Raw genomic sequence first — 15,548 nt, forward strand, 5'->3', positions numbered from 1 at the left:
CAGTTAAAAATCCTAAAAATTGGTTACAAATGATCAGTCAGTGATTTATACATTCACACGTCAGCGCGATTACAAATGTGATGTATTCGTAATAAAGCGCTGAAACTCTTGGTTTATCTACCCCGGTCCAGACGACCGGTTTCTGTGAGTAAGCTCGCCATCGATTGATTATCGCGGGTCTCACACGGGAGGACTACCTCTCCCGAAATCAGCAGGACGCCGATTTTTTTCGGATTGTCAGGCTGGTGCAGGCCGAAAAGCTGAAACGTCGATCTGGAGCAGACATTGAAATTCGCAGAACCATCGCATCGGACAACCAGAAGACTACTTTCAGGTAGCGTAGCCCTCCTTGCGCTCGTTCTCTCGTCCTGCACATCTACTGGCAACGGCACTTCACCTCTACAAATGACGAACAGCGCCGATGGTTCCATGATTGCCGACACGCTTCAGAGCGCAGCCGATCAAACGGTCGCAGCCGAAGCATCAGGCGAAGCCGGTAAGAGCGAAACACAGAAGACCGATGCGGCGGCCAACACAGCGAAAACTGCTGTTGCGGAAGCAAAGCCAGCCAATAAAGAACAAAAGCCGACAACAGTCGCAGCAACTGAAACAGAATCAGCACAAGACGGATCGATTCAGGTCGCAGCCCTCGCCCCGCAGACAAAGTCGACTTCCCTGTTTGGCATATTTGGCAAGAAATCGAGCGAATCTCCTGCAGCCGTAGCACCTGCCTCTGAAGCGACAGAAGCCGCAAAGCCGGAACAGACAAAAGAGCAAGCTGCCGCCGCCGAGACCAAGCCTGTGGCAACTGAAACCAAGCAGGCTGAAACGCCTAAGCCTGCCGAATCAGAAAAGCCGACGCAGGTCGCCTCCCTCTTTGGTTCTGCCAAAAATGCCAATGCATATGCCGCGCCACAACGTCCTACCACGGCTGGTCAAGGCAGCATTGCCCGCCTCTTCAACGATGAAGCTGCGAGTGGTTCAGGCACCTCTCAGAATAAGAAGCTCGCTGTCGTAAGGCCAGGCGCTAAATCGAAACATGAATATAACTATACGCTGCCTGGCGTGCGCCCCAATGGCGGCTTTGAAATCAAGCATCGCAAAAGCATCTATGACGACAGCGATATCGATGCCAACGAGTATGATGATTACGCTGGCGTCCAGCTGGCATCGGCTCCTGGTCTCGCACGCCTTACGCCAAACGGTCTGAAGGTGCAGCGCGAAACAGTGGATGTAGCCTGTCTCAAGCCCCAACTTGTGAGCATGCTGAAAACCATGGAACGGCACTTCCGTAAGCCTGTCATGGTTACATCGGGCTACCGCAGCCCATCTTACAATCGCAAGGTAAATGGCGCCCGCAAATCACTTCATATGATTTGTGCTGCGGCCGATATTCAGATCGATGGCGTTTCAAAACATGAAATTGCCCGCTTCGCTCGCAATATGCCGGGACGCGGCGGCGTTGGCACCTATTGTCATACCACGTCCGTTCACGTGGATGTGGGGCCGGAACGCGATTGGAACTGGAGTTGCCGCAGATCGTAATGAAGAAAAGCCGGATATAAAATCCCGGCTTTTTTGTTATTTTCCAAAGGGTTGAACACGTCATCCACAGCGCGGCAGCGCATAATTGCGGCCCGCCCCGAGTTTTTTTTAGAAAAGTTGGATTAAGGGCTTGCGAGTCAGGTTCTTCCTGAATATAAGCCCACTCACACCAGCAACAGGCGCCCATCGTCTAGCGGTTAGGACAGCGCCCTTTCACGGCGCAGACAGGGGTTCGATTCCCCTTGGGCGTACCACTTGCTGGTTTTTCTTTTCCACAATATCGCTGACTGTATGTAAAGACGAGCCGCTCCACTGCCAGGCTTGCCGTCAGATTTTCGACATGCACACCTTTCAAGATCCTGACTATCTCCTTGTTTTCGCTGGGAACCTCGCCTGAACTGTGCAGATGAATTTTTATTGGATAATTTCTAAAAAAGGGCTTGCGCGTCAGAATTTTCCTGCCTATAAGCCGACCCACACCAGCAACAGGCGCCCATCGTCTAGCGGTTAGGACAGCGCCCTTTCACGGCGCAGACAGGGGTTCGATTCCCCTTGGGCGTACCACTTGCTGGTTTTCTTTTTCTCCCGAAAAATTGATTTCTTCTTCCGTGACATCGCTTCGATCGTAATGTTACGCACTGTCCGTAAAACTTGAAAACGGATAGCAAGATTATGGCTAAAACCACAGCAATCGTATCAACCACACACGCCAGCCGTTATTTGCAGCAACTATGCAAACATTGGGCGCATAAGTTCACTGTTGAGTTCACGCCCGAACATGGTCGAATCGACCTTGGCGAGAACCGCATCGTGTTGATGGACGCGAAACCGGACAATCTCGTTACAACGGTTGAAGCACCCGAAGAAAGCCTTTCACAGATGGAAGATGTCGTCGCAAGCCACATCGTGCGCTTTGCGTTCCGTGAAGAGCTGGTTTTCAACTGGGTAAAGGAATAGGCGCTTTGGCGCCCCTTTATTCTTCCGATAAATTGCCCGCAAAATACCCCGAATAGCCATCTTCACATCACATTACGGGCTAAATCCCACGCAAAATTCCCACCAGCTCATGATTGATTTGGTGGTGATGAAGATGACCAGTGAAACGAGAACAACACTCACCTTGCTCAGCGCGGGGCTCATCGCAGCAATGCTGGTCCTTGGAGCAGATATGAGCTGGGCAGACGTGGCCAGGGTTCTGTTCTGATCCATCCGATCAACCTACTTGCAACAGAGCATTCATGAGCCTACATCGGCTCATGCTTTTCCCAACTCCCCTTGTTACCGGTCGCTTGGAGCGGCGCTATAAAAGATTCCTCGCCGACGTTACTCTCGACGACGGGAGCTTTATTACCGCCTCGGTTCCCAATACCGGCTCCATGCTCGGCCTGACTGCTCCCGGCTCTCGCGTCTGGTTGAGTGTGTCGGATGCCCCTCACCGCAAATACCCGCATACGCTCCAGATCGTTGAGGCTGACAACACGCTTGTTGGCGTGAATACAGGTCTGCCCAACAAAATCGCGGAAGAAGCCATTCTATCGGGAATGATTCCCGATTTGAAAAATTATGGGCTTCTCAAACGCGAACAGAAATATGGTCGTAATTCCCGTATTGATATTCTGCTCGATGAGGGGGATCGGCCTCGTGCCTATGTGGAGGTGAAGAATGTTCACTTCATTCGCACGCCTACCCTTGCCGAGTTTCCCGATACCGTCACCGCGCGCGGTGCGAAACATCTCGATGAACTCGCTGATGTGGTATCCGCTGGCTATCGGGGCGTGATGGTGTTTATTATCCAGCGAAGCGATTGCAACAGGTTCAGCATTTCAGGCGATCTCGACGCCGCTTATGCACGTGCATTTGATCGAGCAAGGGCCGCTGGGGTTGAGGCTTGGGCTATTCGATGCCAAATAACGGAAAACGGCATCGCGGCTGAAACTGTGGTGCCGATAGAGTATTAGAGCGTATACCGAAAAGTGTAGAACGGTTTTCGGACTAAGATGCGCATCAAAATAAGCGATAGAGCGCCGATCTGATTCTCTCAGATCGAAACACGCTCTGGAAAGACGGATTGAGATGGTGACTTATATCGAAGCGACAAGCGCACCGATGAAATACACGGGGCAGATCAGGCTTTATGGCCCGGATGCCTTTGAAGGTATGCGCAAGGTCTGCAACCTCACCGCCCGTTGTCTTGATGCACTCAATGACATTGTAAAGCCTGGTGTTACGACCAACGAGATTGATCGCTTCGTATTCGAATTCGGCATGGATCACGGCGCTTTCCCGGCGACATTGAACTATCGCGGCTATACCAAATCAACCTGCACATCGATCAATCACGTCGTCTGCCACGGCATTCCTGACGATAAACCGTTACGCGAAGGTGATATCGTTAATATCGATGTCACCTATCTGCTTGATGGCTGGCACGGTGACTCAAGCCGCATGTATGCGGTTGGCGATATCAAACGCGCTGCTGAACGTCTGCTTGAGGTAACATACGAAAGCCTTCTGCGCGGCATTGCTGCGGTCAAGCCTGGTGCTAAAACCGGTGCGATTGGCGCGGCTATCCAAACTTATGCGGAAGGTGAGCGTTGCTCTGTGGTGCGCGATTTTTGCGGCCATGGCGTCGGCCAGCTTTTCCACGATGCACCGAACATTCTGCATTATGGTACTGTCAATGAAGGCGTCGAGATCAAGGAAGGCATGATCTTCACGATCGAACCCATGATCAATCTTGGCAAGCCCGGCGTGAAGGTTCTGGCCGATGGCTGGACTGCAGTCACACGCGACCGTTCGCTTACTGCTCAATATGAGCATACTGTTGGTGTTACCAAGGACGGCTGTGAAATCTTCACGCTGTCACCAATGAATGTTTTCGGCCCGCCATCCATGCGGTAAAAAGTTTTCCATACTGTCTGTCTGTTTCTGCGGGGGTTTAAACAGAATGGCATCAAACGACAAAAAACCGGGAAGCATCGACATTCCCGGCTTCAATGAAGGCATACAAATGGCGGCTTCGCTGGAGAAGCCGCACCACTTGGGTCATCGTGACCGGTTGCGTCAGCGCTTCAAGAACGCTCCCGATGCACTTGCAGATTATGAACTGCTTGAACTGCTTCTTTTCCGGGTCATACCGCGTGCCGATACCAAGCCGCTCGCAAAGTCTTTACTCACCCGCTTTGGCTCCCTTGCAGAAGTTCTCGGTGCACCAGAAAAGCTGATTGCTGAAACACCTGGTGTCGGCCCTTCCATTGCTATGGAACTTAAAATTGTCGAAGCGATTGCCAAACGATCTGCCCGAAGTATGGTGATGGAACGCGAAGTGCTCGGCTCCTGGAGTCAGGTCGTACAATATTGCACGACAGCGATGGCCTATGAGACGCGCGAGCAATTCCGGGTGCTGTTCCTCGACAAAAAGAACCGCCTCATCGCTGACGAGGTCCAACAACAAGGGACTGTCGATCATACCCCGGTCTATCCGCGTGAAGTCGTGCGCCGCGCGCTCGAGCTTTCAGCCACAGCAATTATTGTCGTCCACAATCACCCATCGGGCGACCCCACACCATCGCGTGCCGACATCGATATGACCAAGCTTCTGATTGATGCCGCAAAGGCGTTGAGCATTGCCGTGCATGACCACATCATCGTCGGCAAACACGGCCATATTAGCATGCGCGGGCTGAAACTGATTTAGAGCATTTCCAGCAAAAGTGCGAAGCGGTTTTGCGTCGGATAATGCGAAAAAACAAAGAGATAGAGCATTTCCAATGATTCAAGAAAAACAGGAAATGCTCTAGAGCGCCGGGCGCCCTATTGGGCGCGCAAAGGTCGCTCTAACACTTTAAAATTAGAGCATAATTTTACCTTAAACTGATCCAAGTTTAAGGAATTATGCTCTAGGTGGTGGATCGTTACCCTTCATTAAGCATATGAACGAAAACGCAGGGCTATCTCTGCGAATTAGCTCGAATTTTCTTAAATTTGGACACAATCACACGCAACGAAGCAAACAGCTTGAGGGTTGGCCAAGTCACCCCCTCAAAAAACAGTTCAAGCATATTTCCCGCCAGCGTTTTTGACGGGAAAACTGGAGTAGAAAATGTTGAAGCGTTCATACATCGCGGCGGCGTTCGGTGCCGCAATTGTCACCTTTGCTGGCCCGTCTTTTGCGGCCGATATGATGGGTGGATCCGACTACACCTACAACGAACCCGTTGCATCAGGCCCACATGACTGGTCCGGCAACTATGTTGGTGCTCAGATTGGCGCTTCTTCGTCCCGCGTTCCGGGCCCATTCACGAACCGCACCGGCTTCCTTGGTGGCGCGGTCGTCGGTAAGAACATGCAGAGTGGCAACATCGTTTTCGGTGGTGAGCTGGAAGGTAATTTTGCGGAAGCCGAACACCGCATTGGCCATGGCGGCAGCCTTCAGCAGTCCTGGAACGGCAACGCAAAAGGCAAGGTCGGCTACGCGTTCGACAAGACCCTCGTTTACGGCACAGCAGGTTACGGCGTAACCAAATTCAAAGCCAAGGACGCAACCACTTCGGCTCCCGGCTGGGAAGGCGGTGCATTGATTGGTGCGGGCGTCGAGCAGGCAATTTCCGGCCCGATCTCGATTAAAGCCGAATATGATTTCCAGCGCTTCAATGACGTGAAATCCAAGGTAAACGGCGTTACTCAATACAACAACCTGAAGAATCATTCGATCAAAGCAGGTGTGAACTACCGCTTCTAATATCGTTCAGGCGGAGTTCATTCCGTTTAAGCATCGCTATATGCAATTTTTGCATAAAAGGCTGCACTCCCCGTGCAGCCTTTTGTTTTTGCACCGTTTCCCAATCGAGAAATACCACCTTCGATAGCAGAGAGCTTGACTCTTTTAGCGGGCAACATCTTATATATCACGAGTTCGAGTGGGGCGCTCATCATCCGCAATTCTAAATTGAATTCCGTTTGCTTCGACACCCTGTTGCGGGCAGACTTTCAATTGAGCGGCAAGGTGTACCCAGCCGTTCAGCTAGGAATGGAAAATGCAGCGCGTTTTTGACGGACACAATGATGTCCTTCTGCGTCTTTGGGAAAACCAGCGTAATGGCGGTGACCCGATCAAAGAATTCATCGACGGCACAAAGATTGGTCACATCGATCTGCCCCGGTCGCTAAAGGGCGGTCTGGCTGGCGGTATCTGTGCGATCTATATTCCATCAGGCCATCATATCGAACTCGGCAAGGCCGATGAAAATGGCCACTATGAAACGCCGCTTTCACAGCCACTAGAGCGCGCTCCATCGCTGGACATTGCCCTTGAGTTTGCCTCGTTGGCGTTGCGCCTCGAAGAAGCTGGCGGTTGGAAGCTTTGCCGTAACGGTAAAGAGCTGGATGAAACGCTTAACAGCGACACATTCGCCGCTGTACTGCATATGGAAGGCTGCGAAGCCATCGATGCAGATCTTGCAGCCCTCGACGTTTTCTATGCTGCCGGTCTGCGCTCGCTCGGCCCTGTCTGGAGCCGGAACAATATTTTTGCGCACGGCGTGCCATTTGCCTACCCAATGAGCCCCGATACCGGCCCCGGCCTTACTGAAGCGGGCAAGAGACTCGTTAAGGAATGCAATCGCAAAGGCATTCTGATCGATCTTGCACATATCACGGAAAAAGGCTTCTGGGACGTCGCTAAACTGAGCGATCAGCCATTAATTGCAAGTCATTCAAACGCACACGCCCTCACTCCTGTTGCGCGGAATCTAACCGACCGTCAGCTTGATGCAATCCGCGAAAGTAAAGGTCTTGCTGGCCTCAACTATGCGACCACCATGCTACGCAGCGATGGCAAAGAGAATGCCAACACACCGCTTTCGGATATGGTTCGCCACGTTGACTATATGGTCGAGCGCATGGGCATTGATTGCCTAGCACTTGGCTCCGACTACGACGGCGCAACCATTCCGAATGAAATCGGTGATGCTGCCGGTACGCAGAATCTCGTCACTGCACTACGCGATGCAGGTTATAGTGAGCAAGAACTCGCGAAGCTCTGCCGCGAAAACTGGATAAGGGTATTGAAACAGGCTTGGCACGAAGCAGCCTGATCAATCGATAACAAAATCCCAAACAAAATCAACGAAAGGGAACTAAAATGATACATTTCGGACGTTTTCGTATTCTTGCAGCCGGCGCAGCTCTTGCTGCAGTTATGGCTGCCAATCCAGCTTTGTCGGCAACACCTGCCGATACGCTTGTTCAAGCTTGGGCTATTGATGACACCATCACGCTCGACCCAGCTGAATCCTTTGAGCTGACGCCAGCAGAATTCATCGGTAACGCCTATGACATGCTGGTGCGTCTCGACATCAACGACACATCCAAAGTTGTGCCGGGCGTTGCTGAAAGCTGGACCACTTCGGATGATGGCCTCACCTACACATTCAAGATGAAGCCGGGCATCAAGTTCGCTTCCGGCAATCCACTGACTGCAAAAGACGTGGCTTATTCGTTCGAACGCGCTGTGCGCCTCGACAAGAGCCCGGCCTTCATTCTAACCCAGTTCGGTCTCAATGGTGAAAATGTCACGGAAAATGCCAAGGCAGTTGACGATGCCACTTTCGTTCTGAAGGTCGACAAGGCTTATGCTCCAAGCTTCGTATTGAACTGCCTCACCGCCACCATTGGCGCTGTTGTCGACCAGAAGCTGCTCGAAGAGCATTCCGTAAAGGTTACACCAACCGACGATTATAAGTACGACACTGATTATGCGGCAGCATGGCTTAAGACTGGCTATGCAGGTTCGGGCCCATTCAAGATCCGCGACTGGCGCGCGAACGAAGTTGTCGTTCTGGAACGCAACGACAATTACTATGGCGAAAAGCCGAAGCTTGCCCGCGTGTTCTATCGTCACGTCAAGGAAAGCGCGACCCAGCGCCTGATGCTTGAATCGGGTGACGTCGATGTGGCGCGCAATCTCGAACCGGGCGATCTGGAGGCCGTTCAGAAGAACAAGGATCTGGCTGTCGCCAGTGCTCCGAAGGGCACCGTTTATTACATTTCGCTCAACCAGAAAAACCCGAACCTGGCCAAGCCCGAAGTTCGCGAAGCCTTCAAGTATCTGGTTGACTACGATGCGATCGGCGCAACCTTGATCAAGGGCATTGGCGAAGTTCGCCAGACCTATCAGGCAAAGGGTGTTCTCGGCGCTCTCGACGCCAATCCGTACAAGCTCGACGTTGAAAAGGCGAAGGAACTACTCGAAAAGGCGGGTCTTAAGGACGGCCTCTCGATCACCTTCGACGTTCGCAACACGCAGCCTGTCACCGGCATTGCTGAATCCTTCCAGCAATCCGCGGCCAAAGCTGGCATCAAGATCGAGATTATTCCGGGTGATGGCAAGCAGACACTGACCAAGTATCGTGCACGTAACCACGATCTCTATATCGGTCAGTGGGGCATGGACTATTGGGATCCAAACTCCAATGCTGAAGCCTTCACGTCAAACCCGGACAATGGTGACGATGCTTCCAACAAGACACTTGCATGGCGCAATGCTTGGGACATTCCAGCGCTGACCGAAGAAACCAAGTCTGCACTTCTGGAGCGCGACAACGACAAACGTGCCGCGATCTATCAGAAGCTTCAGCAGGAAGCTCTTGATCAGAGCCCATTCGTGATGTTGTTCCAGCAGACCGAAGTTGCTGGCATTCGTGGCGGTGTGAAGGGTTACAAGCTCGGCCCAACATTCGACTCGAACTTCCTCGCACCGATCAGCAAAGACTGATCTGAAGAACGGTCAGACAATTGAACACGACAACAACTGCAACTAAAACGAGGAGCGCCCGACGGCGCTCCTCTTCCATCGCTTTGGCGATCGCCAGCTTTCTGGTGATCGTAGCAACAACTTATCTTGGCCTTCTGGCCGTTACATTCTTCATCGGGCGCGTTGTCCCGATTGATCCTGTTCTGGCAATCGTCGGCGATCGCGCACCTGCGCATGTTGTTGAACGTGTGCGTCAGGAAATGGGCTTCAACCTGCCCTATTACCAGCAGTTTTACCTCTATGTGAAAGGTGTGCTGCAAGGCGACTTCGGAACATCTGTTCTGACCACAAACCCGGTCATGACCGATATTCGCCGCGTTTTCCCGGCGACCATGGAGCTTGCAACCATCGGCACCCTCATCGGCGCGCTGTTTGGTATTCCACTGGGCGTTTTGGCGGCAGTCAAGCGTGGCAGCATTATCGATCAGATCGTGCGGATCATCGGCCTTATCGGTTATTCGGTTCCAATTTTCTGGCTCGGCATGCTTGCCTTGCTGATTTTCTATGCCCGCCTTGGCTGGACGTCAGGCCCCGGCCGTATCGACATCACCTTTGAATATACGTTTACGCCGATTACTGGATTTTACGTAATCGACGCTATCATTCAGCGCGATTGGGAAGCCCTGCGCAACATCATCTCGCACCTTGTTCTGCCGTCAGCCCTGCTTGGCTATTTCAGCCTTGCCTATATCAGCCGCATGACACGCTCATTCATGCTCAATGAGCTTGAGCAGGAATATATCATTGCAGCCCGCGCCAAGGGCATTTCCGAAACACGGATCATCTGGGGCCATGCTCTGCGGAATGCAGCCGTGCCGCTCGTGACTGTGATTGTGCTTTCCTATGCTGGCCTGCTTGAAGGTTCGGTTCTGACCGAAACGATCTTTGCGTGGCCCGGCCTTGGTCTTTACATCACCAACTCGCTGCAAAACGCCGATATGAATGCCGTTCTGGGTGGTACGATTATCATCGGTTCGGTCTTTATCGCGCTCAACCTTGTGTCCGATCTCCTGTATCGGCTCCTTGATCCGAGGACGCGCGTAAGATGAGTCAAATGACAGACACTTCAAATCTTTCATGGCGCGAATGGCTACTTTCCGAGCGTCCACAGTCTCGCATGCAAGCCCGCATGGGCCGCTCCTACATGATCTGGCGTCGTTTCACCGCGAACAAACTCGCTGTCATCGGCTTACTGATTATCGTCGCGCTGGTTCTCGTCGCAGCTTTTGCAAATGTGCTCGCACCGCATTCGCCGACGCAAGGTGATCTCGCCAATGCGCGTCTCCTGCCGCCCGGCACGCCGGGTTATCTGCTTGGTACTGACGATCAGGGGCGTGATATTCTCTCTCGTCTGATTTTCGGTTCTCGCATCACGCTTTATGTGGTGCTGCTGGTTGCCGTCATTGCAGCGCCCATCGGCCTTTTGGTCGGTACGGTTGCAGGCTATGCAGGCGGCTGGCTCGACGCCGTTCTGATGCGCATAACCGATATTTTCCTTGCTTTCCCAAAGCTTATCTTGGCGCTCGCCTTCGTTGCAGCATTGGGACCGGGCATTGAAAACGCCATCATTGCAATCGCGATCACCTCATGGCCGCCTTATGCACGTATCGCTCGTGCAGAAACGCTGACGGTGCGCAATTCCGATTACATCTCCGCTGTTCGTCTGATGGGGGCCTCGCCTTTCCGCATCGTTCTGCGCCACATCATGCCGCTCTGTACCTCTTCGCTGATCGTTCGTGTGACGCTCGATATGGCAGGCATCATCCTGACCGCGGCAGGCCTCGGCTTTCTTGGTCTCGGTGCACAGCCGCCATTGCCAGAATGGGGTGCAATGATTGCATCGGGTCGCCGGTTCATCCTCGACCAGTGGTGGGTTGCGGCCATGCCGGGTATCGCGATCCTCATCGTCAGCCTTGGCTTCAACTTCCTCGGCGATGGCCTGCGCGATGCACTCGATCCGCGGGGTAACAACCAATGAAGCCACTGCTGACAGTTGATGACCTCCGCGTCACCTTCCCCACCCGTACCGGCGCTATTGAAGCCGTGCGCGGCGTAAGCTTTACGCTTGGCCGCGAACGTCTAGGCATCGTTGGTGAATCCGGCTCAGGCAAATCACAGACCGGACGCGCTATCATGGGGTTGACGCCTCCGCACGCGCAGATCACCGCGAAGACATTGCAGTTCGACGGTATCGATCTGCTGAACATCTCTGCACGTGAGCGTCGCGCATTGCGCGGCGGTCGCGTCGCCATGGTGCTTCAGGACCCGAAATACTCGCTCAATCCTGTCATGACTATCGGCAGACAAGTTGCCGAGACTCTCAAGGCTCACGGTAAGTATAGCAGCGGTGAAATTCGCAAGCGTTCGATCTCGATGCTTGAAGCCGTACAAATTCGTGATGCTGAGCGCGTGATGAAGCTCTATCCGCATGAAGTGTCGGGCGGTATGGGGCAGCGCGTGATGATCGCCATGATGCTCGTTGCAGAACCTGAATTGCTGATTGCCGATGAACCGACATCAGCACTCGACGTGACGGTTCAGCTCGAAGTGCTTGGCATTCTCGACAAGCTGGTGGCGGAACGCGGCATGGGGCTGATTTTCATCAGCCACGATCTGCGTCTCGTGTCATCCTTCTGCGACCGCGTTATCGTCATGTATGCAGGTAAGATCGTTGAAGAAATTGCGGCAAGCGATCTCGCCAATGCGAAACACCCCTATACGCAAGGACTGCTGAATTGCATGCCCAAGATCGGAGCGGATCAACATCCCCTGCCCACCTTGCAGCGTCAGGAGGCATGGCGGCTATGAGCACTGCATCAGCACTCAGCGTTGATAAGGTCGACGTATTCTTCGATCATTTCCATGCATTGAAGTCCATCAGCATTAACGTGGCACGCGGCGAGTCCTATGGGCTCGTTGGCGAATCCGGTTCCGGCAAATCCACACTGCTGCGCGCAGTGGCAGGACTTGCGCCCATCGAGGACGGCGAAGTCCGTATCGATGGGAATATGCTCAAGACACCGCGTGACAAGGCGTTTTACCGCACCGTGCAAATGGTGTTTCAAGACCCTTACGGCTCCCTTCACCCACGCCAGACAGTCGACCGTCTTCTGCTCGAACCACTCGCCATTCATGGCGTGGAAGACAGTGAAAAGCGTATTGTCCGCGCACTGGATGAAGTGGGTCTGGGGTCAGGCTTCCGTTTCCGCTATCCGCATCAGCTGTCGGGTGGTCAGCGACAGCGTATCGCTATCGCACGCGCATTGATTGTCGAACCAAGCATCCTGCTTCTTGATGAACCGACCTCGGCACTTGATGCTTCTGTTCAGGCGGAAGTGTTAAACCTGCTTGAACAGGTACGCCGTGATCGCAAGCTGACCTTCGTAATGGTGAGCCACGATCTGGGAGTAGTCACCCATATGTGCGACCGGCTTGCCGTCATGCGCAATGGCGAGGTTGTCGAACAACTCGAGGCATCAGACCTCGTAAACGGCAATATCAACGCCGATTATACAAAGAACCTGATGCGAGCCAGCGAAGGCTTCAAACGCTAAAATGAAGGGGACCGAAAGGTCCCCTTTTTATTGGAGCACGTTTCGATCTGATTGAATCAGATCGGCGCTCTAACTGCGTATTTTAACGCGCATCTTACCCGAAAACCGTTTCACACTTTTCGGGATGCGCTCTAATCATCCGAGCTGCGGCGCGCATTGTCGCCATCCTGACCGCGCCGCCAATAAGCGACAATCAATTGCTTGTCCTTCGGGATGTTTCGTTCTTTGCGCATATAGGTGCGGATCGAACGGAATGCATTAAACTCGCAACCCGCCCAGACATAGATGCTCTCTTCGCCCTCGGGCAGCTCGACAGCACGAACCGCATCCTGCAGAAGAGTCGTTGTGCCTGCTTCAGCTCCCTTGCGATGCAGCCATTGCAGGTCCACGTCAGCACGCGACTGAATGGCCTGTTCTTCTGCCTCACTGTCGATTTCGACGCGGACGACCACCTTTGCACCTTCTGGAAGACGCTCCAGAATACGGCCAATCGCCGGAAGAGCGGTCTCATCCCCGGCCAGCAGATACCAATTCGCATCATCAGCAGCATCACCGCCGCCGGGGCCTGTCATGCCGACAATATCGCCAGGCTTGGCGCTGATTGCCCAACCAGAGCCCGGAGCATCGCAGTCATCGCCATGAACAACCATGTCAATATCCACCCAGCCTGCCTTGGCATCAATCTGGCGGATTGTATAAACGCGTGCCGCAAGTTTGGCATCGCCATCCGGCCAGACAGGACGACCATCTTCGCCCGATACAGGCCATTGCGGCTTGGCGAGGCTCTTTGGTGGAAACAGCAAGCGAATATGCAGACCCGTATGAGCGAAGTGAGCAAGCTCGTTACCCTTCAGGCGTACGCGACGCATATGCGGCGTAACATTGCTGACGGCAACGACCTGCATTTCACGGAAATAAGGCAGCGGCAAACCAGCGGCCCCGTCACCTTCCCAGATGATCTTTGGCTTCGGACTTCCCTTGTCAAGAAACTCGAGCACATGTTCGGCGATAGAATATTTCATATAGGCGAGACCAGTTTCATCACCGCTCTTTACGTCAACGCTGACAGCCTCGTGGTCCCACTGCACATCTGCCTGACCAAAGCTCAGAACCAGCTTTGCGCTGCTCTCCTGCCGTTGTACGTCAGCGTGTTCAACAAAATGATCGAGTAACTGATTGACGATGCGATCAGGATTGTCGAGCGCGATACGGGCATTGGCATTCAGGCCCAGATCAGACATGCCTGCTCTCCTATATTTAGAGCGCATCCCGAAAAGGGTGAAACGGCTTTCGGGCAAAGATGCGCGTTAAAACAAATATTTAGAGCGCCGATCTGATCCAATCAGATCGAAACGCGCTCCAAATGGCGAGCAAGCCTTACCTGAATTTAAGATGACAATTCAAGTCATCTTTTTCGATCAACGCGGTTTGATACCGCAATAAATTGTGACGGGCAGTGCCTGACGCCATGCATCAAAGGAACCAAGCGCGCCTGCTTGTGCAACCTGCAGCCGCGTAAGCTCCCCCTCATGCTGTTGTCGCCAGCTGAAAAGCTGCATCTCGCTCTGCAATGTCACCGCATTGGCAATCAGCCGGCCGCCGGGTTTCAGCGCCGCCCAGCAGGCCTCAAGTACACCTTCATCCGTTACACCGCCACCGATAAAAACCGCATCCGGCGCTTCAAGACCATTTAACGCTCCCGGCGCTTCGCCTTTTATCAGCTGCAAACCGGGCACGCCCAGCGCCCGTGCATTGCGCTCAATCATGCCTTGCCGATTTTCATCGGCTTCGATGGCAAGGGCGCGGCACGACGGATGTACACGCATCCATTCGATGCCGATAGAACCGCAACCGGCACCAACATCCCAAAGAAGCTGATGTGGAAGTGGCTGCAATCGCGACAGCGTCACAGCGCGAATATCACGTTTGGTGAGCTGACCGTCATTCTCAAAAGCGGCATCGGGCAATCCACTGGCAGGTGAAAAAATAACTGCATCCGGCGCGGCGATGCATTCAATTGCCAGCACATTGAGATCGGCGCAGTTCTCCTGCGACCATTCTTCCGCCGTACCGCTGATGCGCTTTTCCTTTGGCCCACCCAAATGTTCAAGTACTGTCAGGCGGCTTTGACCGAAGCCTTTGCCGTTCAGAAGTTCCGCAGCTTTTGCAGGCGTTGTGCCATCATTGCTGAGCACAAGAATTTTCTCTCCCGGCAGAACATGCGGTGCCAGCAACTCGAACGGACGCCCATGCACGCTTACCTTACGCACCTCTTGCAACGCCCATGCCATACAGCTTGCCGCCAGCGACAATGAGGATGGAAACGGGATGATCTGCATATCCTGTGACGAGAAATGACGGCTCAGAGATGCGCCCATGCCAAAAAACATCGGATCGCCGCTTGCCAGAACCACGACCAGCCTGCCACGCTGTGCCTCGATCATCGGAAATGCATTGTCGAACGGAGACGGCCATAAAACACGTTCGGCTTTGGCCTCATCATCGAGAAAAGCCAGATGACGTATTCCGCCGAAAATGACGTCGGCATTGACAAGCGCGTCGTGGGCATTTTTACCAAGACCCGCCAATCCATCTTCACCAATACCGATAACTGTCAGCCAGCAGCTCATAAGCGT

The 15,548-nt window shown here is 53.4% G+C and carries 14 protein-coding genes and 2 tRNA genes; 14 read left to right on the top strand and 2 right to left on the bottom strand.

Annotated features, from left to right (window positions below; translation table 11 throughout):
* The first annotated feature begins 285 nt into the window (after positions 1-285).
* The 14 genes from CEV33_RS07290 (at position 286) to CEV33_RS07355 (ending at position 12,912) form a co-directional block, all read left to right on the top strand.
* Complete coding sequence (locus CEV33_RS07290) at positions 286-1,545, top strand: D-Ala-D-Ala carboxypeptidase family metallohydrolase (RefSeq protein WP_094539791.1); 1,260 nt, start codon at positions 286-288, stop codon at positions 1,543-1,545.
* A 179-nt stretch (positions 1,546-1,724) separates the two neighbouring features.
* A tRNA-Glu gene (locus CEV33_RS07295) sits at positions 1,725-1,799 on the top strand.
* A gap of 235 nt (positions 1,800-2,034) precedes the next feature.
* A tRNA-Glu gene (locus CEV33_RS07300) sits at positions 2,035-2,109 on the top strand.
* Positions 2,110-2,217: 108 nt separating this feature from the next.
* A complete protein-coding gene (locus CEV33_RS07305; RefSeq protein ID WP_094539792.1) occupies positions 2,218-2,502 on the top strand; it encodes a DUF2218 domain-containing protein in 285 nt (94 codons plus the stop codon).
* A 299-nt stretch (positions 2,503-2,801) separates the two neighbouring features.
* Entirely contained in the window at positions 2,802-3,503 is a 702-nt protein-coding gene (gene sfsA, locus CEV33_RS07310) for a DNA/RNA nuclease SfsA (RefSeq protein WP_094539793.1), read from the top strand.
* Between the two features lie 115 nt (positions 3,504-3,618).
* The gene (map, locus tag CEV33_RS07315) at positions 3,619-4,446 is read left to right on the top strand and encodes a type I methionyl aminopeptidase (RefSeq protein WP_094539794.1); all 828 of its coding nucleotides are present in this window, start codon (positions 3,619-3,621) and stop codon (positions 4,444-4,446) included.
* Positions 4,447-4,492: 46 nt separating this feature from the next.
* Positions 4,493-5,242, top strand: coding sequence for a RadC family protein (radC, locus tag CEV33_RS07320; RefSeq protein WP_094539795.1), 750 nt, complete (start codon positions 4,493-4,495; stop codon positions 5,240-5,242).
* A 405-nt stretch (positions 5,243-5,647) separates the two neighbouring features.
* The gene (locus CEV33_RS07325) at positions 5,648-6,286 is read left to right on the top strand and encodes an outer membrane protein (RefSeq protein ID WP_094539796.1); all 639 of its coding nucleotides are present in this window, start codon (positions 5,648-5,650) and stop codon (positions 6,284-6,286) included.
* A 295-nt stretch (positions 6,287-6,581) separates the two neighbouring features.
* Entirely contained in the window at positions 6,582-7,640 is a 1,059-nt protein-coding gene (locus CEV33_RS07330) for a dipeptidase (protein WP_094539797.1), read from the top strand.
* A 47-nt stretch (positions 7,641-7,687) separates the two neighbouring features.
* Entirely contained in the window at positions 7,688-9,319 is a 1,632-nt protein-coding gene (locus CEV33_RS07335) for an ABC transporter substrate-binding protein (RefSeq protein ID WP_094539798.1), read from the top strand.
* A 77-nt stretch (positions 9,320-9,396) separates the two neighbouring features.
* Entirely contained in the window at positions 9,397-10,407 is a 1,011-nt protein-coding gene (locus CEV33_RS07340) for an ABC transporter permease (RefSeq protein ID WP_235818386.1), read from the top strand.
* The gene (locus CEV33_RS07345; RefSeq protein ID WP_094539800.1) at positions 10,404-11,336 is read left to right on the top strand and encodes an ABC transporter permease; all 933 of its coding nucleotides are present in this window, start codon (positions 10,404-10,406) and stop codon (positions 11,334-11,336) included. Before CEV33_RS07340 ends, CEV33_RS07345 begins: the two co-directional genes overlap by 4 nt.
* A complete protein-coding gene (locus CEV33_RS07350; RefSeq protein WP_024898947.1) occupies positions 11,333-12,166 on the top strand; it encodes an ABC transporter ATP-binding protein in 834 nt (277 codons plus the stop codon). Before CEV33_RS07345 ends, CEV33_RS07350 begins: the two co-directional genes overlap by 4 nt.
* Positions 12,163-12,912, top strand: a complete 750-nt coding sequence (locus CEV33_RS07355) for an ABC transporter ATP-binding protein (RefSeq protein ID WP_094539801.1) — start codon at positions 12,163-12,165, stop codon at positions 12,910-12,912. Before CEV33_RS07350 ends, CEV33_RS07355 begins: the two co-directional genes overlap by 4 nt.
* 131 nt (positions 12,913-13,043) lie before the next feature.
* Here CEV33_RS07355 and CEV33_RS07360 read toward each other — a convergent pair whose 3' ends face one another.
* Complete coding sequence (locus CEV33_RS07360) at positions 13,044-14,153, bottom strand: siderophore-interacting protein (RefSeq protein ID WP_094539802.1); 1,110 nt, start codon at positions 14,151-14,153, stop codon at positions 13,044-13,046.
* 177 nt (positions 14,154-14,330) lie between these two features.
* Complete coding sequence (gene cbiE, locus CEV33_RS07365) at positions 14,331-15,542, bottom strand: precorrin-6y C5,15-methyltransferase (decarboxylating) subunit CbiE (protein WP_094539803.1); 1,212 nt, start codon at positions 15,540-15,542, stop codon at positions 14,331-14,333.
* Positions 15,543-15,548 lie beyond the last annotated feature (6 nt).

It is taken from the genome of Brucella grignonensis (genome assembly GCF_002252505.1).
Classification (GTDB): domain Bacteria; phylum Pseudomonadota; class Alphaproteobacteria; order Rhizobiales; family Rhizobiaceae; genus Brucella; species Brucella grignonensis.

Bases quoted from the DNA above. Each gene is read 5' to 3' on its own strand.
- CEV33_RS07305 (WP_094539792.1), top strand. From the start codon at position 2,218: ATGGCTAAAACCACAGCAATCGTATCAACCACACACGCCAGCCGTTAT.
- sfsA (WP_094539793.1), top strand. From the start codon at position 2,802: ATGCTTTTCCCAACTCCCCTTGTTACCGGTCGCTTGGAGCGGCGCTAT.
- map (WP_094539794.1), top strand. From the start codon at position 3,619: ATGGTGACTTATATCGAAGCGACAAGCGCACCGATGAAATACACGGGG.
- radC (WP_094539795.1), top strand. From the start codon at position 4,493: ATGGCATCAAACGACAAAAAACCGGGAAGCATCGACATTCCCGGCTTC.
- CEV33_RS07325 (WP_094539796.1), top strand. From the start codon at position 5,648: ATGTTGAAGCGTTCATACATCGCGGCGGCGTTCGGTGCCGCAATTGTC.
- CEV33_RS07330 (WP_094539797.1), top strand. From the start codon at position 6,582: ATGCAGCGCGTTTTTGACGGACACAATGATGTCCTTCTGCGTCTTTGG.
- CEV33_RS07335 (WP_094539798.1), top strand. From the start codon at position 7,688: ATGATACATTTCGGACGTTTTCGTATTCTTGCAGCCGGCGCAGCTCTT.
- CEV33_RS07345 (WP_094539800.1), top strand. From the start codon at position 10,404: ATGAGTCAAATGACAGACACTTCAAATCTTTCATGGCGCGAATGGCTA.
- CEV33_RS07350 (WP_024898947.1), top strand. From the start codon at position 11,333: ATGAAGCCACTGCTGACAGTTGATGACCTCCGCGTCACCTTCCCCACC.
- CEV33_RS07355 (WP_094539801.1), top strand. From the start codon at position 12,163: ATGAGCACTGCATCAGCACTCAGCGTTGATAAGGTCGACGTATTCTTC.
- CEV33_RS07360 (WP_094539802.1), bottom strand. From the start codon at position 14,153: ATGTCTGATCTGGGCCTGAATGCCAATGCCCGTATCGCGCTCGACAAT.
- cbiE (WP_094539803.1), bottom strand. From the start codon at position 15,542: ATGAGCTGCTGGCTGACAGTTATCGGTATTGGTGAAGATGGATTGGCG.